Genomic DNA, 17,595 nt, shown 5'->3' with positions numbered 1-17,595 from the left:
ATTCTTGTGTGAAACAATACCGGAACAGTTTGGAAGTGTACTGGGACAGTTGCCATATTAGTCAACCATACAGTGCTGTGTCGGTTAAATCTGTACTGCTTTGTGAGGTAATCGACAGACGTAAAAAAACCCGGTGCTGCCTGACAGCCCGGGCTTTCCAGTAACGCCACCCTCAGCGGGCGGCGCCGAGCTGGCCTTTTTCGTCGGAGAACACGATTTCCACTCGACGGTTCTGCGCACGCCCACGCTCGGAAGCGTTGGCGTCCACGGGATATTCATCACCGTAGCCTTCGACCTGAATGCGTTTTTCGTCGATGCCCAGGTCCGTCAGCACGTCAGCTACCGACTGCGCACGGTCACGGGACAGCTTGAGGTTTTCCTGCTTGCCGCCAGTGCTGTCGGTGTAACCCTCGATCCGCACGATGCGTTTCGGGTTGAGTTGCAGAAACTGCACGATCTTCAGCACCACGCGGTTGGCAGAGTTTTTCAGTTCGGCCTCACCGGTGTCGAACAGCACGTCACCCAGGGTCATCACCAGGCCACGGTCGGTTTGGGTAGTGGCCAGTGCAACGATCTGTTCTTCCAGCCATTTACCCTGCTGTTGCACACTCAGCAGCTTGGACTCGCGCAGGGCCAGTTGCAGGCGCTGGCGTTCAAGTTCCAGCTTCGCCACACGCTCTTCGTTGAGCACCTGGTTGGTATGCTCACGAGCGATTTCGCTGTAGCGCTGACTCAGATAGGCGTAATGCACCACGTCCGAGCCGCTGCCCCAGTACGTCGACAAACGATCGGCACGGGCCAGCGACTCACCGGCGCGGATCACGTCTTTCGGCGCGATACGCAGCACGTTGGAATCTTCCTTGACCTTCTGGAAGTCGGTGCTGGCCTGCTGCAATGCGGATTCGCTGTGCTGACCGGCGCAGCCATAAAGGCTGGCGCAACCGGCGAGGATCAGAGCACCGAGAGTTTTGGACTTCAGGCTCATTGGGCATCCCCCAGTTGCTTGCGCAGTCGGACGATACGGGTGTTGAGCACGTTCACTTGCTCTTCGCTCTTGCGGGTCAGGACTTTGGCTTCCGCCAGACGTGCGTCGAGTTCGGCCTGTTCGAAGCGCATCCGCGCATTCTTGTAAGACTCACCCGCCATGCTGCCTTTGGCCCGGTTGAACTTGTCCTCGGCCAGTTTCATCTCCGGCACGTCTTCGGCGGTGGCGCCCACGGCTTTGGCTTGCTCAAGGGCCTGCTCGGTCAGGCGCATTTGTTCGTTGGGTGCAGGATCGCTGGCGCAACCGGCCAGGGCCAGAACGGCCATGGCCGCGAAAAGAAGTCGATTACTCACTAAGAATCCCTACTGTTTTGGGGCGCTGACAGGTGGTTGCGGCGGCTGTTGCTGCTGCGCCTTCCAGCGCTCGATGTTGCGTTGCAGCGCGGCTTCCGTCAGGCCGGACGCGGGCAATTCTGTCATCTTTTTGGCCAGCTGTCCGCGCAACCACGGATCGTTGCAGGCCGAGTTGTGCGAAACCGCCAGGAACAGACCGGGCCGGTCGATGGGTTGTTCGAAGGCCAGCAGATCGTTGGCCATGCCCAAGGCCTGCGCGGCCGCCATGCCCGAGTAGCGACCGGCGAGTACATATTCCACTTCGCCCAGCAGAAGTTTCTGAAACGCCTGGGTCAGGTTTGCCGTACGGGTCAGGGTCAATTGCTGCTCGGCGATAGCGCCAAATGCCGGGGTCATTCGAGACTTTTCCGACAAGCCGCCGGTATGCCCGTGCAGGTCCTTGGCTTCGGTATAAACCAGCGTCGAACCCTTGCGCGTCCACACCAGGTAATCGTTTTCCAGCAACGGCGGGTGAATGTAATCGAGGTTTTCCAGCTCGTTGAAGGTCAGCGGTGCGTCGGCCAACATGTCCATGCGCCCGCTGCGCACTTCGTCGAGAGCCTGGGAGCGCTTGCCGGCGTACAAAAGATCGACCTTGATCCCCAACTCCTTGGCCACCTGTTGCAACAGATCGGCACTTGCACCGATCAGTTGTTTGGGGTTCTGCGGATCCTGCCAGAGGTACGGCGGTGCATCCGGGCTGCCGGTGACGACCAGCCGCTCGCACTTGCCCGCCGCCACCGACAGGCCTGGCAACAATGCCAGCCCCAGCAACCACGAGCAGCCCAACCGACGATGCAAATCCATGGCGAACGCTCCCGCTCAAATCCCAGACAAAAAAAAGCCCGACCAACAGGCCGGGCTCTTTATAAGTGAAGCAGCCGGATTAGACCAGCTTCTCCAGCTCAGGTACGGCTTCGAACAGATCCGCCACCAGGCCGTAATCGGCCACCTGGAAGATCGGTGCTTCTTCGTCCTTGTTGATCGCAACGATCACTTTGGAGTCTTTCATGCCGGCCAGGTGCTGGATCGCGCCGGAGATACCGACGGCGATGTACAGCTGTGGCGCAACGATCTTGCCGGTCTGGCCGACCTGCATGTCGTTCGGTACGAAACCTGCGTCGACCGCTGCACGGGAAGCACCGACGGCAGCGCCCAGCTTGTCGGCCAAGGCGTACAGGTGTTTGAAGTTGTCGCCGTTCTGCATGCCGCGGCCGCCGGAAACGACGATCTTGGCAGCGGTCAGCTCAGGACGATCGGACTTGGCCAGTTCTTCGCTGACGAAGCTGGAAGTGCCGGCGTTGTGAGCAGCAGCAACCGCTTCAACAGCAGCCGAACCACCTTCAGCGGCAACCGGGTCGAAACCGGTAGCACGTACGGTGATCACCTTGATCGCAGCGGTCGATTGCACGGTAGCGATGGCGTTACCGGCGTAGATCGGACGCTTGAAGGTGTCAGCGCTTTCGACCGAGATGATCTCGGATATCTGGTCAACGTCCAGCTGGGCAGCAACGCGCGGCAGGATGTTTTTGCCGTTGGAAGTAGCGGCAGCCAGGATGTGGCTGTAGCCAGCGCCCGCGCCTTCATGGGCAAGAGCAGCAACCAGCGGAGCAACGTTTTCCGGCAACTGATGCGCGTAAGCGGCATTGTCAGCATTCAGGACTTTGCTCACGCCCGCGATTTTCGCAGCGGCTTCAGCCACGGCGCCAGCGCCCTGGCCTGCAACCAGAACGTGGATGTCGCCGCCGATTTTGGCAGCAGCAGCCACGGTGTTCAGGGTGGCCGGAGCCAGCACTTTGTTGTCGTGTTCGGCGATTACCAAGATAGTCATGATCAGATTACCTTCGCTTCGTTTTTCAGTTTCTCGACCAGTTCAGCCACCGACTTGACCTTGATGCCCGCGCTGCGTGCAGCCGGCGCTTCGACTTTCAGGGTCTTGTTGGTGGAGGCGGTGGAAACGCCCAAAGCGTCCGGAGTCAGCGTCTCGAGAGGCTTCTTCTTGGCTTTCATGATGTTTGGAAGGGACGCATAACGCGGCTCGTTCAAACGCAGGTCGGTGGTGACGATCGCTGGCAACTTCAGGGAGACAGTCTGCGCGCCGCCGTCGATTTCGCGGGTCACGGCAACGCTGTCGCCGGAGACTTCGACTTTCGAGGCGAAAGTACCCTGACCGTAGCCGCTCAGTGCAGCGAGCATCTGGCCGGTCTGGTTGTTGTCGCTGTCGATGGCCTGTTTGCCCAGGATCACCAGCTGAGGCTGTTCCTTGTCGACCACGGCCTTGAGCAGCTTGGCCACGGCCAGGGAAGTCAGGTCTTCAGCGGATTCGACGAGGATGGCGCGGTCGGCACCCAGAGCCAGTGCGGTACGCAGCTGTTCCTGAGCGGTGGACGGGCCGATGGAGACGACGACGATTTCAGTCGCAACGCCTTTTTCTTTCAGGCGTACGGCTTCTTCCACTGCGATTTCGCAGAACGGGTTCATCGACATCTTGACGTTGGCGAGGTCTACGCCGGAATTGTCCGCCTTGACGCGAACCTTGACGTTGTAATCCACAACGCGTTTGACAGCTACAAGAACCTTCATGGATTCCTCGTTACTCTCCGGTGAAAAGAAAGTCGCCTAGGCGAACCTGGCGGTTGATGCTCATCGGGCACAAGGGCACCTCTAAAAACGTCGGCTGAGCGGGATGACCGTTCGTCAGTCGTGACCGACGAGTCATGCCGCCTCGCGGTGTGTAAACTGCGCGCCAAACTTGCGCTGCGCATCACCGGTTACCGCCTACGCCCTGTCTTTAGAGGTGCTCTTGAAACCACCATTCAGCCTACGGCGAGCGCAAAACCGCCCGTATCTTGACCGGAACGCCCATTCTGGTCAATACGCCAAAATGCCCTGTCATAAGCCGCGCTTCTTTGATTTCTCTGGGCTGGAGCCAATTCAAACAAACGTTTGTATTGGACGCTTAGAGTGGTGTAGATATAATGCGCCGCCTAGAGAGAAAGGTGGTTTGCCCATTATTACCCTTGACGTTAACGTAAAGGCAATAACGGATACGACACCGAACCTCCAAATTAGAAAAAAAACTGTTGAGCCTTGAGTAGGAGATAGCCTGTGGAACGCGAATACATGGAATTCGACGTGGTCATCGTGGGTGCCGGCCCCGCTGGCCTGTCCGCCGCCTGCCGTCTGAAGCAGAAGGCCGCCGAAGCCGGTAAGGAAATCAGCGTCTGCGTGGTCGAAAAAGGCTCCGAAGTCGGCGCGCACATCCTGTCCGGTGCCGTATTCGAACCACGGGCCCTGAACGAACTGTTCCCGGACTGGAAAGAACTCGGCGCCCCGCTGAACACGCCCGTCACCCGCGATGACATCTTCGTGCTGAAAAACGCCGAAAGCGCGCAGAAAATTCCTGACTTCTTTGTGCCCAAGACCATGCACAACGAAGGCAACTACATTATTTCCCTCGGCAACCTGTGCCGCTGGCTCGCTCAGCAGGCGGAAAATCTGGGCGTGGAAATCTACCCGGGCTTCGCCGCTCAGGAAGCACTTATCGATGAAAACGGCGTGGTACGCGGGATCATCACCGGCGACCTCGGCGTCGACCGCGAAGGTCATCCGAAAGAAGGCCTGTACACCCCGGGCATGGAACTGCGTGGCAAGTACACGCTGTTCGCCGAAGGCTGCCGTGGCCACATCGGCAAGCAACTGATCAAGCGCTATAACCTGGACAGCGACGCCGACGCCCAGCACTACGGCATCGGCCTGAAGGAAATCTGGGAAATCGACCCGGCCAAACACCAGCCAGGCCTGGTGGTGCACACCGCCGGTTGGCCGATGGACATCATGGGCACCGAGAACACCGGCGGCTCCTTCCTCTATCACCTGGAAAACAACCAGGTGGTGGTCGGTCTGATCGTCGATCTTTCCTACAGCAACACCTACCTGTCGCCGTTCGACGAATTCCAGCGCCTCAAGCATCACCCGGTACTGAAGCAGTATCTGGAAGGCGGCAAGCGCATCAGTTACGGCGCTCGCGCAATCTGCAAGGGTGGCCTGAACTCGTTGCCAAAGATGGTGTTCAAGGGCGGCGCACTGATCGGTTGCGACCTCGGCACCCTGAACTTCGCCAAGATCAAGGGCAGCCACACCGCGATGAAGTCCGGCATGCTCGCCGCTGAATCCGTGGCTGACGCGCTGTTCGCTGAAAAGGACGGCACCGAAGAGCTGACCACCTACGTCGACGCCTTCAAGCAGAGCTGGCTCTACGAGGAGCTGTTCGCCAGCCGCAACTTCGGCCCGGCGATCCACAAGTTCGGCGCCATCGTCGGCGGCGGTTTCAACTGGCTGGATCAGAACATCTTCGGCGGCAAACTGCCGTTCACCCTGCACGACACCAAGCCGGACTACGCCTGCCTCAAGCTCGCGGCCGACTGCAAGAAGATCGACTACCCGAAACCCGACGGCAAGATCAGCTTCGACAAGCTGAGCTCGGTGTTCATCTCCGGTACCAACCATGAAGAAGAACAGCCGTGCCACCTGAAACTGACCGACCCGACCATCCCGCTGAGCAAGAACCTGCCGCTGTACGACGAGCCGGCGCAGCGCTATTGCCCGGCCGGCGTGTATGAAGTGATCACCAAGGAAGACGGCGAGAAACGCTTCCAGATCAACGCCCAGAACTGCGTGCACTGCAAGACCTGTGATATCAAGGACCCTTCGCAGAACATCACCTGGGTTGCGCCGGAAGGCGCCGGCGGTCCGACCTACCCGAACATGTAAGTCGAACCGCTGAACATCAAGGCTCCCGAAACGGGGGCCTTTTTGTTGCCTGCGTTTTGTAAAAGATCAAGCCGCGCGCTCATCCCCTGGACTGCGCTCGAAATAGCGTTTGTACTCGCGACTGAACTGCGACGTGCTCTGATACCCCACCCGATGCGCCACCTGCGCCACGCCCAGTCCTTCGGCGATCAACAACGTCTGCGCCTTCAACAAACGTAAACGCTTCAGGTACTGCACTGGCGACAGCAACGTGCTGCGTTTGAAGTGTTCGTGAAAGGTCGAAACGCTCATGTTCGCGCAACCGGCCAATGTCTCGACATTCAATGGCTCGGTGTAATGCGCATGCAGATGACTGATCGAAGCCGCCACTCGCGCAAACTGCCCCTGCTGCTCGACCAGTGCCCGCAGCACATCAGCCTGGGGACCGCGCAACGCGACGAACAATAACTCCCGCACCCGCGCCGGGCCGAGAATCTGGCATTCCAGCGGATCGTGCAGACAACGCAGCAAGCGTTCGACACAACCACGCATGTCATCGTCGAGCACCACCGACGTCATCGACTCCGGGGTCTGCGCCGGAATATGCCGCCCCGGCGCCAGCCCCATGGCCAGCACCAGTTCGCCGAGCAGCACCCGGTCGATCGCCACCGATACGCCGAGCAACGGCGCATCCGGCAACGCATAGGTCTCGCACTCGAACGGCACCGGCAAGGCCTGGATCAGGTAATGCCCGGCGCCGTACTCCATGGTGCGCGGCCCCAGATACGCCAATTTGCTGCCCTGGGCGATGATCATCAGGCTCGGCTCATAAATGTGCGGGCCACGGGCGACGTCGCAACTGGCGCGCAACACCTGCACGCCCGGCAGCCCGGTCTGGCTGTAACCATCGCGCAGCGCCAGCGGTTCGATCAGCGAAACCAGGGTGGCGTTGGCATCAAGGTGACGGGTCAAATGCATCGGGTGGCTCTTCAGAAAAAATCACGGAAAAAGGGATGAAAGCATCATCGCAGATCCTTTTGCCAATGCGACCGATCAACCCCGCATGCCGGAGGATTAGGCATGACACCCGGAGGAATCGCCATGGCCGGACAAGCGGACGGCGCCCAGAATGCGCCGCCTCACTTGTCACTGCTTTTGCGAGGTTTCACATGTACACCGCCATCGGCTATGCCGCTCAAACGGCCACCACGCCCCTCGCCCCGATGAAGTTCGAACGCCGCAGCCCTCGGGCCGACGACGTCGCCATCGAAATCCTGTACTGCGGCGTCTGCCACTCCGACATCCACCAGGCGCGCAACGAATGGGGCATCGCCGTTTACCCGTTGATGCCCGGCCACGAGATCGTCGGAAAAGTCACCGCCGTCGGTGCGAATGTCACTAAACACAAGGTAGGCGATCTGGTTGGCGTCGGGTGCATGGTCGACTCCTGCCGCACCTGCGAAGCCTGCCAGTCGAACCTCGAGCAATACTGCCTCGAAGGCCCGACCATGACCTATGCCACTCCGGACCGGGTCGATGGCAGCAACACCATGGGCGGTTATTCGGACAGCATCGTGGTCAGCGAGCACTTCGTGGTACGCATCCCCGAGAAGCTGGACCTGGCGGCCGCTGCACCGATTCTCTGCGCCGGCATCACCACCTACTCGCCGCTCAAGCACTACGGCGTGAAGGCCGGCGACAAGGTCGGGATTCTCGGCATGGGCGGCCTCGGCCACATGGGCATCAAGTTCGCCAAGGCCATGGGCGCTGAAGTCACGCTGTTCACCCGTTCGGCGAGCAAGGCCGAGGAAGGTCGTCGTCAGGGCGCCGATCACGTGATCGTGTCCACCGACGAAGAACAGATGAAAGCAGCGGCCGGTCGCTTCGATTTCCTGCTGGACACCATTCCGGTCCAGCACGACCTCAACCCGTACCTCGACACCCTGCGCTTCGACGGCGTGCACATTCTGGTGGGTCTGATCGAACCGATCGATCCGCCGGTCCACGCCGCGAAACTGGTGCTGGGTCGTCGCGTACTGGCCGGCTCGTTGATCGGGGGCGTCGCCGAAACCCAGGAAGTGCTGGATTTCTGCGCCGAGCACAACATCAGCTGCGACATCGAAATGCTCGACATCCGCCAGATCAACGAAGCCTACGCGCGGATGATCGCCGGCGACGTGAAGTATCGTTTCGTCATCGACATGGCGACTCTGAAGCTCTGATTCCTCAGACCTTCAAGCCAAGCTCCGCCGAAAGCCGGGCCGTGACCCCTTTGATCAGGGGAATCAGCTCGGCCATTTTTTCCAGCGGCATGTACGGCACCGTGCTGGCGATGCTGATCGCCGCGACGATGCGCTTGCTCGCGTCGCGGATCGGCGCCGCCACGCAGCGGATCGACGGTTCGTTGTCTTCCAGATCGAACGCGTAGCCGCCGGCCACGTACTCGGTCATCCGTTGCTCCAGCTGCTCCCACGACTGCTGGGGATGCTGCGGCCAGAACTGACTTTTCCCACCCGCCGGCAGGCTGATGTCGTACAGGCGCTGCCAGTCCTGCGGCGCGTCATCCAGCATCAGCGCCTTGCCGATCCCGGTTCGCGCCAGCGGCATGCGATGGCCAACCCGCGAGCGCATTTCCGGGCCGTTGCGCCCCGGATTCTTCAACAGGTACAGCACCTCGTCGCCTTCACGAATGCCCAGGTGAACGGTGTCGCCGGTCAGCGCCGACAACTCGTCCAGATACGGCCCGGCCAACGTCACCAGCGGCAATTCTTCACGCGCCTGAAAACCCAGTTCGATCAACTTCGGCCCCAGCAGATAACCGACTTGCGGCACGACGCGCAGGTAGCGCTCGTCCACCAGACAACTGGCCAGACGATGGGTGGTGCTGCGCGTGGTGCCGATCAGGCGGGCAATCTCTTTGAGATCGCGGGCGCCACTGGCGACGGCCTGCACCACACCCAACCCGCGAAGCAGGGTTTGGGTGCCAGTCGGCGCGGCGTCCTTGGCGGTTTTTGGGGCGTCTTCCTGCATATCCAGCCTTTAGCGTTGAGCGAGGGAACGGGCGGCATTATGGTCGCCCGACATAGCCGACTACAACTCGATGCGCTCGACCTTGCCCACCAACAGCACGTAGGACAAAGCACCGATCAATGCCAGAACCGCGATGTAGGTGATCGCCGGCGCGAACGAGTCACCGCTGGCGAGGAAGCCGATGACAATCGGCGTGGCAATCGCCGACAGATTGCCGATGAAGTTGAACACCCCGCCGGTCAGGCCCAGCAACCGCGCCGGCGCCAGTGTCGAGACCAGCGACCAGGTGATCGACGCCAGCCCGTTGCCGAAAAACGCCAACGCCAGGAAGGCAATCACCAACGGCGTCGATTCGACGAAGTTGGCGCCGATGATCGAGGTGGAAATCAGCAGCCCGCCAATGATCGGCAGCTTGCGCGCAAACCCGACGGTGCAGCCGCGACGGATCAGGAAGTCGGAAAAGAACCCGGAGCACAGCACGCCGATGAACGCGGCGAGAAACGGCAGCGACGCCAGCAGACCGGACTTGATGAAGTCCATGCCGCGGTATTTCACCAGGTAGGTCGGGAACCACGTCAGGAAAAACCACAGCGTCGAGTTCAGGCAGAACTGGCCTAGATAGATCCCCCACAACTTGCGTTTACTGAGGACGATGCCGAGATCGGTCCAGCTGAATTTTGCCTTCACCTTGGCAGTTTCGGCCGCGATATCCACCAGTCCGCCGCCCTCGCGGATCAGGTCGATTTCGCCTTGGTTGGCGCCTTTGAAATCACGCGGTTCGCGATACACCGCGTACCAGATCGCCGCCCAGATGATGCCCACCGCGCCGGTCGCGACAAATACCATGTGCCAGCCAAATTCATGTTGCAGCCACGCCAGCACCGGGGTCAGGAACGCCAGCCCGACAAACTGCCCGGAGGTGTAGAACCCGATGGCCGTGGCCCGCTCACGCTCGGGGAACCAGGTCGTCACCACGCGGCTGTTGATCGGGTACGCCGGCGCTTCCAGCGCACCGACCGCCATGCGCAGCACGAACAGTGCGATGAAACTGGCAGCGAAACCGAGCATCACCGTGGCCAGCGACCACAGCAACAGTGCGACGCTATAAAGGATGCGTGGCGGCACCCGGTCCACCAGCCAGCCGCCGGGGATCTGCATGGCGGCGTAGGTCCAGCCGAACGCCGAGAAGATCAGTCCGACGTGTACCGGATCGATGCCCAGATCCGTCGTCAGTGCCGGGGCGGCAATCGACAGGTTGCTGCGGTCGAGGTAGTTGATGACCACGGTGATGAACAGCAACACCATGATGAAAAATCGCTTGCGGCTGGGCGTGACTAACGTCGCTTGCCCGGTGAGGGTTTGCGGTTGCATGGGGAGCGCCTCTTCTTATGTTTATTGAGGTCGGGAGTTGTTGGCGAGATCGTTCCCAAGCTCTGCGTGGGAATGCAGCCGGGACGCTCTGCGTCCCAAGAGCGGACGCAGAGCGTCCATTGAGGCATTCCCACGCGGACGGTTCGACGTGGGAACGATCTCTTGGTTCTCTTAGTGTTCGTCGATCTCGCGACAGGAAATCAGCGACTCACCACTCGGCAAAACTGCCATCGGCATGGCGCCAGATCGGGTTGCGCCAGCGGTGGCCGACCGCCGCGCGTTCGATCACGTATTCCTCGTTGATCTCGATCCCCAGGCCCGGGCCGTTGGGGATTTTCACGAAGCCCTTGTCGTAGTCGAACACCCGTGGATCCTTCACATAGTCGAGCAGGTCATTGCTCTCGTTGTAATGAATGCCCAGGCTCTGCTCCTGGATAAACGCGTTGTAACAAGCGGCGTCCAGTTGCAGACACGCCGCCAGTGCAATCGGCCCCAGCGGGCAGTGCAGTGCCAGCGCCACGTCGTAGGCTTCGGCCATGTTGGCGATCTTGCGGGTCTCGGTGATGCCGCCGGCGTGGGACGCATCGGGCTGGATGATGTCGACGTAACCTTCGCTCAACACCCGTTTAAAGTCCCAGCGTGAAAACAGCCGCTCGCCGAGGGCAATCGGGGTGCTGGTCAGCGGTGCCAGCTCCTTCAGCGCTTCATAGTTTTCGCTGAGCACCGGCTCTTCGATGAACATCAGTTTGTACGGGTCGAGTTCCTTCATCAGGACCTTGGCCATCGGTTTGTGCACCCGGCCATGGAAGTCGACACCGATGCCGACGTTCGGCCCCACCGCATCGCGCACGGCGGCAACGTTGGCCAGCGCCAGATCGACTTTTTCGAAGGTATCGAGAAATTGCAGCTCCTCGGTGCCGTTCATTTTCACCGCTGTAAAACCACGACCCACCGCCTCTTTCGCGGCCCGCGCCGTGTCCGCCGGACGGTCACCGCCGATCCACGAATACACGCGGATCTTGTCCCGCACCTGACCGCCGAGCAGGTCGCTGACCGACACACCGAGGGCCTTGCCCTTGATATCCCACAACGCCTGATCGATACCGGCGAGCGCGCTCATGTGGATCGCGCCGCCCCGGTAGAAGCCGCCGCGATACAGCACGGTCCAGATGTCTTCGATATTGCGTGGGTCTTTGCCGATCAGGTAGTCGGACAATTCCTCGACTGCAGCCGCGACGGTGTGGGCGCGGCCCTCGACCACGGGCTCGCCCCAACCGGTCACACCTTCGTCGGTTTCGACTTTCAGGAAGCACCAGCGCGGCGGGACGATGAAGGTGGTGAGTTTGGTGATTTTCATCTGCTTGTCTCTCTTGTTAGATGCAGCGCACGCAGCGCCGGAAAAGTCTTAGCGAAGGGCTTTCCAGGCCGCCACGTAGACCTTGGCATTGGCCGCCACTTGCTCAGTCGTCATGCCCGGCTTGAACAGCCCGGACCCGAGGCCGAAGCCTTTGACGCCAGCGTCGATGAACGCCTGCATGTTGTCCGGCGTGATGCCGCCGACCGGCGCCAGAATCGTCCCGACCGGCAACACCGCCAGCCAGGCTTTCACCACTGCCGGGCCCATCTGTTCGGCCGGGAACAGCTTGAGAATGTCCGCCCCCTCCTCCAGCGCCGCAAAGGCTTCGGTCGGCGTGGCGACGCCGGGCGACAGGTACAGCCCCGCCGCTTTCGCGGCCCGCAACACCTTGACATCGCTGTGGGGCATGACGATGACCTGACCGCCGGCCTCCTTCACCCGTTCGACCTGTTCCGGGGTCAGCACCGTGCCGGCACCGATCAGGCAATCGGCGGGCAGGGTCTTACGCAGGATGCGAATGCTTTCGTACGGCGCGGGGGAATTGAGCGGTACTTCGATGACGCGAAATCCGGCCGCATACAGGACTTCTCCGACAGCGGCGGCTTCCTGCGGATGCAGGCCGCGCAGGATCGCGATCAGACCGTTTTGCGCCAGTGCTTGCTTGAGCATGTCAGGCCTCCAGTCAGGGTTAACGGGATGAGGAATCGATCAGTCCGGCGGCGAGCGCCAGTTGCCACAGACCACGCTCGGTGGCTTGCTCGGCCAGGGTCACCCGGGCGAAACCGCAGGCGTCGAGGGCCCGGCTGTAACGGGCGCACAACTGCGCGTTGCCGATGAGGATGATCGAAGGAAGATGTTTGCTGTTGCGCCGGCGTCGTTGTACGGCGGCCAATGCTGTCAGCTCATGGCCGATCAGCAGGCCGGACAGATAGTCCGGTTGCGCGGTGGCACTGAGTTCGCCGGTCAGGCCCAGGCTGCGGGCGCTGAACAGGGTCGACAGCACGCCGATCTCGCCCTCCGCCGATAACGCCACCTGCACGCCGCGATCGAAGGCGTCGGCGTCGAACGTCGCGCTGTGCTGTTGGGTACGGCCGAGAATGCTGTGTTCACTGAGCACGGCAAACACTTCGCCGGTCATGAAGGTGTCGAAACGGGTGATGCAGCCGTCGGCCACTTCCACCCATTTCGAATGACTGCCGGGCAGGCCGATCAGCAGATCATTGCCCGCCTCGACCGGCAGGTTCTGCAGGACGCCGAGGACCTGGGTTTCCTCGCCGCGCATCACGTTCGGCAGCGTAGAACGCTGAATCACGCCCGGCACGATGTGCACGTCGACACCGCGAATACTGCGAACGGTTTGCAGGGATTTTCCGAGATCGGCGACGTTGGCCGGCGTATCGCGGTAGGACGCTTCGCGCCAGCCCTGAGCGCTGCCAACCATGCCGCAGGCAATCACCGGCAAGCCGGGTTGCGCGTCGAGCCAGTCGCCGCACGCCTCGTCGAACGCCAGTTCAAAACCCTCGGCGCATTCGCGACCGTTGATGACCCGTGGCGTCTTCGGCAACTGCATGATCCCGAACGACAGCGAACGCTGCGCCAGCACCTGTCCGCCCGCCGCGAGTTTGTAAGCACGTAGTGAGGTCGTCCCCCAATCGAGCGCGATCAATTGCGCCAGCATCGCTTCACCTGTTTTGTTATTGGCAGTGAGTGAGCTGGACTATAGACCTCTCAGGCGTTAAATCTCAATATGTAATTTTGCATCCCATATTTTGGGATTCATCTTTTTTAAAACCCGGACAGCGAACTGAGCAGCGAGCGCCGCCTGTCCGTACGGATCGCAGCCCGTTTAAAACTTATCGATCTCTCTTAATAGATCTGCCGTTGGAACTTTCATGTCCTCCGACAAATATATTTTATAGGAGTATGAATTAATTCTGACCTTACAGACAATAGACTCTCGGCCCACTAATAAAGACCTCAATGCCTCACCTTCAATGATTTTTTCACTGGTATCGTTTTTTCTTTCGAAAAATAAAACATCCGCCCTGAAAACCGGCCCGGCATTTGAAATTTCAGGCTCGACAAAACCCTCTCCATATCGACCCGCAGAGTGAGGTGCCGAAAAATCAAAATCGTCCTCAAAAGAACACAGCAGCGTCTGGCTTATTTTTGATTTGAAAAGATTGACAACATCAACATCAGACGAAAAACGCACCTGATAAATGTTCCTATCCAAATAACGTTCAACACCAACGTATTGTAAATGAGCAATGGGCTTACCATGATTCATCGCACAGGAAGTGCAAAGCAAGAAAGCTATACATAAAATTATATTACGCACATTTCCGTCCTTTAAAATGAGTAACAACAACCTGCATCAAAGCGTCTCTGGCCGAGATGCCACTTTGCAGGACTGATGTGTAGATAACCCAGGCATCGGCGTGATTCACATTCACTCGCCCGTTCATATTGGGCCCACTTTTCATATCCCATTGTTCTCCAAAATCGGCTACGAGATCGGAAAAATTCCAGTCTTTGGCATCGGCTCTGACGTTAACCCAATATTCCGCCTTCGGCTTCGGCTCCTGACGGTAGATGTTAGAAACCCCCCACACGATTTTTCCTTCGCCAACCGGATCGAGTGTAACCAGACACGGAATTCGATACCCCTTATCAGTCAATACAGCTGACAGGTGCGCACCATTCCATCCGCCCAAGCTATGCCCAATGATATATACAGGCGTGGCCATATCAGTAATTTTCTCCAGCACATTCTTTTTCAGATCATCATCACTAATAAAATAGTTATAACCAATATGGTGGGCATCATAATTATCAGAACAAACACCCTCAGCCTCCATATCCCTAACGAACACCTTCATGACGTCAGCAACGTTATTATTGGGGCCTGTGCCGTAATAACTTTCTTTATCACCCGCACCACCCACAAAAAACAGAACAATCTTTTTGGGAGTGATCGTGGCCTGCTTGACTGTTCCGTCCGTTTTGCAGGTCAGGTCGTGGGTCACGACCAGTCTTTTACACCCTTTCAGAGCAGGATTTTCAGCGGTCATATCTTTCCTACTCCACGAACAGCTTGATCGACTCAGGCAAATGCGAACTCACCGTATGGGTGAAGCCCGCGTCATTGGTTACGCCGTGCTCCACGCTCCCATCAGCGCGTTGAATCGCGTAAGGGTGATTTGGCATGGGCTCACCAGTAATTTCGTTAATCACCTGCATTCGATCATTGAAATGCACCGGCATCGGCGACAACCCACTAAACGCCGCCCCTCCCCCGCTCTGTCCAATAATCACCGTCCCCGACCCACCGACCACGACATTGCCGTGCCCGCCGGTGCTGTCGAGCATCGCGGCATTCAGGCCGTTGATGAAGACCGTGGCGGAAACACCGCCGGTTATCGGGCTGCCGCACGCCGATTTATCGGTCATGCGCGCAGCGGGGAGTCCGTCGAAGAACACGTCCGGCGAGCCGGAGACGATCGGGTTGTTACCGTGGCCTGGCAGTGGGCAGGCGGTTGGGTCGGTGACGCGTGCAGCGGGTTTACCACTCAATTCAAAGCTCCTTGCTTCAGAGGTTCCAGGTGTGGCTGATAGAGGTCGACATCAGTCGCGGCGAAACGCCAGCGGTTTTCGACGGAATCAAACAGCGCGTGACAATGCTCGCGGCTGTTCGGGGGTGTGAGGGTTTGCAATTGTTGCCAGGCTTCGTCGGCAAACCAGTTCAGATCGGCAGGTGTGGCGTCGTCGAGTTGGTTGAGCCAGGTGTTGTAGCCGGTCAGTCGATGCTGGTCGTAGGTGGTTTGCAGCAGCTCGGCCATTTGCGGGCCGAAATCCAGATAGCGCTCGGCTGTCCAGCGGCCGGTTTCCGAGTAGACGTACCAACCCATCGGCAACAGCCCGCCTTGGTGGAAAATCGATTGCCCCGCAGGCGCGACAAAACCGCAGCACACGTGCAGGGTCAGCCAGCCTTGATGGGCATCAATGAATCCGTTCGGATCGAACGTGCGCAGCGGTATTACGCGGTAGTCATCGAAGCCCGCACTGCGCGTCATCAGCTCGGCATCGAGGCGCGAGACAAACGCACGGATGGCTTTGCCACCGAGGCGGTTGACGGTGCAGAGGATGTCCACCGGTTGGCGGTTCGGGTTGTCGCTTGAACCGAGGTTTTTGACCAGGCCGTACAGGCGGATCGACGCCCGTAGTCCGCTCATTGCCGGTCACTCGTTGACGCGGCGAAGGCTCCACGGGCGTGGAGAAAGAGTGCCAGAGGCATTGCAGGTGTCGTCCATGAGCGCGCAAAAATGGCGCGTAGGATGCCGGACTAGAGCGGTTTGAACAATCAAATCAGCAATCAGATTGCCACTATTTGTTCAGCCCTCGGCAAACTCCCGCAATACCTTGCCATCCATGCGGTAACGCACCCACTCTTCCTGCGGCTGGGCGCCGAGGGATTTGTAGAATTCGATGGCAGGGGTGTTCCAGTCCAGCACGCTCCATTCGAAGCGGCCGCAGTCGTTGGCGCAGGCGATTTTCGCGAGGTGGCGCAGCAGGGTTTTACCGGCGCCACCGCCCCGTTGTTCCGGGGTGATGTAGAGGTCTTCGAGGTACAGGCAGTTGCTGCCCAGCCAGGTCGAATAGCTGAAGAAGAACACCGCAAAACCGATTGGCAAGCCGTCGCGCAGGCAAATCAGGCCATGGGCCGTGGCGCCTTCGCTGAACAGGCTGCGCTCGATGTCGGCGACGCTGGCGATGACTTCGTGACGGGCCTTTTCGAAGTCTGCAAGTTCAGTGATGAACGCGAGGATTTGCGGTGCATCGCTGGGGGTCGCCGGGCGGATTTCGATCGTCATGGACGGGCCTTGTCGGAAAAAGGAAAACGCCATACTAAGGCGGCGCGCGGCGCTCGTCACATGGCAAAGCAAACACTACCCTCCCACAGGGATTTTTGACTGGTCTGAAGGATTTTCATGAACGCATTCGAACCACTGGCCTCACTCGCCGCCGCACTGCTGCCCCACGCGCTGGAACCGTCGGAAGACGGCGCTCATGATCTGTCGCATCTGCAACGGGTCTGGCACAACGCGCGCACCTTGCAGGCCGACGAAGGCGGCGACCTTGAAGTGCTGCTCGCAGCCGTGCTGCTGCACGATTGTGTGGCGGTGAAAAAGAACTCGCCGCTGCGCTCACAGGCATCGCGTCTGGCCGCGGAAAAAGCCTCGAAGGTGCTGGCGAACATGCATTGGCCCGAAGCCAATATCGACGCTGTCACCCACGCCATCGAGGCCCACAGCTTTTCCGCCAACATCGCCCCGCTCACCCTCGAAGCGCGACTGGTGCAGGACGCCGACCGTCTCGACTCCCTCGGCATGCTCGGCGTCGCCCGCACCTTTTACACCGCCGGACGCATGGGCAGCGCGCTGTACGACCCGCACGATCCCGAGGCCCGGGAAAGGGACTACGACGACAAGCGATTCTGCCTCGACCATTTCCAGACCAAACTGCTGCACCTCGCCGACGGATTCCAGACCGTTGCCGGCCAACGTCTGGCACAGCTCCGTCATCAACGCCTGAAAGGTTTCATGGACCAATTCAAGGAAGAGATCGGCCTCGAAAGCACTCAGCCCTTCTGAACCGTTCGTCGATCATCAGGCACCAATCTTTCACGAGGGCAGACCAAAAGGAGG

Annotated in this window: 19 protein-coding genes; 3 read left to right on the top strand and 16 right to left on the bottom strand. The window is 59.6% G+C overall.

The window, feature by feature from the left end:
* Positions 1-172 precede the first annotated feature (172 nt).
* The 5 genes from CAG25_RS15685 to CAG25_RS15665 form a co-directional block, all read right to left on the bottom strand.
* Positions 173-985 carry an OmpA family protein gene (locus tag CAG25_RS15685; RefSeq protein ID WP_064598489.1) on the bottom strand — a complete coding sequence of 271 codons (813 nt, stop codon included), beginning with the start codon at positions 983-985 and terminating at the stop codon, positions 173-175.
* Positions 982-1,338 (bottom strand): DUF4398 domain-containing protein, encoded by a 357-nt coding sequence (locus CAG25_RS15680; RefSeq protein ID WP_172829501.1) that lies wholly within the window; start codon positions 1,336-1,338, stop codon positions 982-984. The genes CAG25_RS15685 and CAG25_RS15680 overlap by 4 nt, the downstream gene beginning before the upstream one ends.
* Positions 1,339-1,347: 9 nt before the next feature.
* A complete protein-coding gene (locus tag CAG25_RS15675) occupies positions 1,348-2,184 on the bottom strand; it encodes an ABC transporter substrate-binding protein (protein ID WP_085612149.1) in 837 nt (278 codons plus the stop codon).
* A gap of 79 nt (positions 2,185-2,263) precedes the next feature.
* Positions 2,264-3,208 (bottom strand): electron transfer flavoprotein subunit alpha/FixB family protein, encoded by a 945-nt coding sequence (locus CAG25_RS15670; RefSeq protein WP_085612148.1) that lies wholly within the window; start codon positions 3,206-3,208, stop codon positions 2,264-2,266.
* Positions 3,209-3,210: 2 nt separating this feature from the next.
* Entirely contained in the window at positions 3,211-3,960 is a 750-nt protein-coding gene (locus CAG25_RS15665; RefSeq protein ID WP_007950859.1) for an electron transfer flavoprotein subunit beta/FixA family protein, read from the bottom strand.
* A gap of 525 nt (positions 3,961-4,485) precedes the next feature.
* On the opposite strand from CAG25_RS15665, the gene CAG25_RS15660 reads away from it, so the two are divergent.
* Entirely contained in the window at positions 4,486-6,150 is a 1,665-nt protein-coding gene (locus CAG25_RS15660) for an electron transfer flavoprotein-ubiquinone oxidoreductase (RefSeq protein WP_085612147.1), read from the top strand.
* 66 nt (positions 6,151-6,216) lie between these two features.
* On the opposite strand, the gene CAG25_RS15655 is transcribed toward CAG25_RS15660, so the two are convergent.
* A complete protein-coding gene (locus tag CAG25_RS15655) occupies positions 6,217-7,107 on the bottom strand; it encodes an AraC family transcriptional regulator (RefSeq protein WP_085612146.1) in 891 nt (296 codons plus the stop codon).
* Between the two features lie 191 nt (positions 7,108-7,298).
* On the opposite strand from CAG25_RS15655, the gene CAG25_RS15650 reads away from it, so the two are divergent.
* Positions 7,299-8,351 carry an NAD(P)-dependent alcohol dehydrogenase gene (locus CAG25_RS15650; protein ID WP_011335405.1) on the top strand — a complete coding sequence of 351 codons (1,053 nt, stop codon included), beginning with the start codon at positions 7,299-7,301 and terminating at the stop codon, positions 8,349-8,351.
* A gap of 4 nt (positions 8,352-8,355) precedes the next feature.
* Here the strand turns inward: CAG25_RS15650 and CAG25_RS15645 are convergent, their stop codons facing one another.
* From CAG25_RS15645 to CAG25_RS15605, 10 genes are all read right to left on the bottom strand, one after another.
* Positions 8,356-9,159 (bottom strand): IclR family transcriptional regulator, encoded by an 804-nt coding sequence (locus CAG25_RS15645; RefSeq protein ID WP_007950852.1) that lies wholly within the window; start codon positions 9,157-9,159, stop codon positions 8,356-8,358.
* A gap of 60 nt (positions 9,160-9,219) precedes the next feature.
* On the bottom strand, positions 9,220-10,530 hold the full coding sequence (locus CAG25_RS15640) for an MFS transporter (RefSeq protein WP_085612145.1): 1,311 nt from the start codon (positions 10,528-10,530) through the stop codon (positions 9,220-9,222).
* Between the two features lie 208 nt (positions 10,531-10,738).
* Complete coding sequence (gene dgoD / locus CAG25_RS15635) at positions 10,739-11,887, bottom strand: galactonate dehydratase (protein WP_007950849.1); 1,149 nt, start codon at positions 11,885-11,887, stop codon at positions 10,739-10,741.
* A gap of 48 nt (positions 11,888-11,935) precedes the next feature.
* On the bottom strand, positions 11,936-12,556 hold the full coding sequence (locus tag CAG25_RS15630) for a 2-dehydro-3-deoxy-6-phosphogalactonate aldolase (RefSeq protein WP_085612144.1): 621 nt from the start codon (positions 12,554-12,556) through the stop codon (positions 11,936-11,938).
* 19 nt (positions 12,557-12,575) lie between these two features.
* A complete protein-coding gene (locus tag CAG25_RS15625) occupies positions 12,576-13,565 on the bottom strand; it encodes a 2-dehydro-3-deoxygalactonokinase (RefSeq protein WP_085612143.1) in 990 nt (329 codons plus the stop codon).
* Between the two features lie 168 nt (positions 13,566-13,733).
* Positions 13,734-14,228 (bottom strand): hypothetical protein, encoded by a 495-nt coding sequence (locus CAG25_RS28405; RefSeq protein WP_143492941.1) that lies wholly within the window; start codon positions 14,226-14,228, stop codon positions 13,734-13,736.
* Entirely contained in the window at positions 14,221-14,961 is a 741-nt protein-coding gene (locus CAG25_RS15620; RefSeq protein ID WP_085612142.1) for an alpha/beta fold hydrolase, read from the bottom strand. The genes CAG25_RS28405 and CAG25_RS15620 overlap by 8 nt, the downstream gene beginning before the upstream one ends.
* A 7-nt stretch (positions 14,962-14,968) precedes the next feature.
* A complete protein-coding gene (locus tag CAG25_RS15615) occupies positions 14,969-15,463 on the bottom strand; it encodes a PAAR domain-containing protein (RefSeq protein WP_085612141.1) in 495 nt (164 codons plus the stop codon).
* Positions 15,460-16,122, bottom strand: a complete 663-nt coding sequence (locus CAG25_RS15610) for a hypothetical protein (RefSeq protein ID WP_085612140.1) — start codon at positions 16,120-16,122, stop codon at positions 15,460-15,462. The genes CAG25_RS15615 and CAG25_RS15610 overlap by 4 nt, the downstream gene beginning before the upstream one ends.
* A 159-nt stretch (positions 16,123-16,281) precedes the next feature.
* Complete coding sequence (locus CAG25_RS15605) at positions 16,282-16,761, bottom strand: GNAT family N-acetyltransferase (protein ID WP_041475599.1); 480 nt, start codon at positions 16,759-16,761, stop codon at positions 16,282-16,284.
* A 117-nt stretch (positions 16,762-16,878) separates the two neighbouring features.
* Here CAG25_RS15605 and CAG25_RS15600 point away from each other — a divergent pair, with 117 nt between their 5' ends.
* Positions 16,879-17,541, top strand: coding sequence for an HD domain-containing protein (locus tag CAG25_RS15600; RefSeq protein WP_143492939.1), 663 nt, complete (start codon positions 16,879-16,881; stop codon positions 17,539-17,541).
* Positions 17,542-17,595 lie beyond the last annotated feature (54 nt).

Origin of the sequence: Pseudomonas sp. B16(2017), from assembly GCF_002113205.1 — a bacterium.
Classification (GTDB): Bacteria; Pseudomonadota; Gammaproteobacteria; order Pseudomonadales; family Pseudomonadaceae; genus Aquipseudomonas; species Aquipseudomonas pharyngis.
This window is presented reverse-complemented; position numbering and strand designations above follow the sequence as displayed.

Bases quoted from the DNA above. Each gene is read 5' to 3' on its own strand.
- dgoD (WP_007950849.1), bottom strand. From the start codon at position 11,887: ATGAAAATCACCAAACTCACCACCTTCATCGTCCCGCCGCGCTGGTGC.
- CAG25_RS15605 (WP_041475599.1), bottom strand. From the start codon at position 16,761: ATGACGATCGAAATCCGCCCGGCGACCCCCAGCGATGCACCGCAAATC.
- CAG25_RS15630 (WP_085612144.1), bottom strand. From the start codon at position 12,556: ATGCTCAAGCAAGCACTGGCGCAAAACGGTCTGATCGCGATCCTGCGC.
- CAG25_RS15640 (WP_085612145.1), bottom strand. From the start codon at position 10,530: ATGCAACCGCAAACCCTCACCGGGCAAGCGACGTTAGTCACGCCCAGC.
- CAG25_RS15665 (WP_007950859.1), bottom strand. From the start codon at position 3,960: ATGAAGGTTCTTGTAGCTGTCAAACGCGTTGTGGATTACAACGTCAAG.
- CAG25_RS15670 (WP_085612148.1), bottom strand. From the start codon at position 3,208: ATGACTATCTTGGTAATCGCCGAACACGACAACAAAGTGCTGGCTCCG.
- CAG25_RS15620 (WP_085612142.1), bottom strand. From the start codon at position 14,961: ATGACCGCTGAAAATCCTGCTCTGAAAGGGTGTAAAAGACTGGTCGTG.
- CAG25_RS15685 (WP_064598489.1), bottom strand. From the start codon at position 985: ATGAGCCTGAAGTCCAAAACTCTCGGTGCTCTGATCCTCGCCGGTTGC.
- CAG25_RS15650 (WP_011335405.1), top strand. From the start codon at position 7,299: ATGTACACCGCCATCGGCTATGCCGCTCAAACGGCCACCACGCCCCTC.
- CAG25_RS15645 (WP_007950852.1), bottom strand. From the start codon at position 9,159: ATGCAGGAAGACGCCCCAAAAACCGCCAAGGACGCCGCGCCGACTGGC.
- CAG25_RS15600 (WP_143492939.1), top strand. From the start codon at position 16,879: ATGAACGCATTCGAACCACTGGCCTCACTCGCCGCCGCACTGCTGCCC.
- CAG25_RS15625 (WP_085612143.1), bottom strand. From the start codon at position 13,565: ATGCTGGCGCAATTGATCGCGCTCGATTGGGGGACGACCTCACTACGT.
- CAG25_RS15675 (WP_085612149.1), bottom strand. From the start codon at position 2,184: ATGGATTTGCATCGTCGGTTGGGCTGCTCGTGGTTGCTGGGGCTGGCA.
- CAG25_RS15610 (WP_085612140.1), bottom strand. From the start codon at position 16,122: ATGAGCGGACTACGGGCGTCGATCCGCCTGTACGGCCTGGTCAAAAAC.
- CAG25_RS15655 (WP_085612146.1), bottom strand. From the start codon at position 7,107: ATGCATTTGACCCGTCACCTTGATGCCAACGCCACCCTGGTTTCGCTG.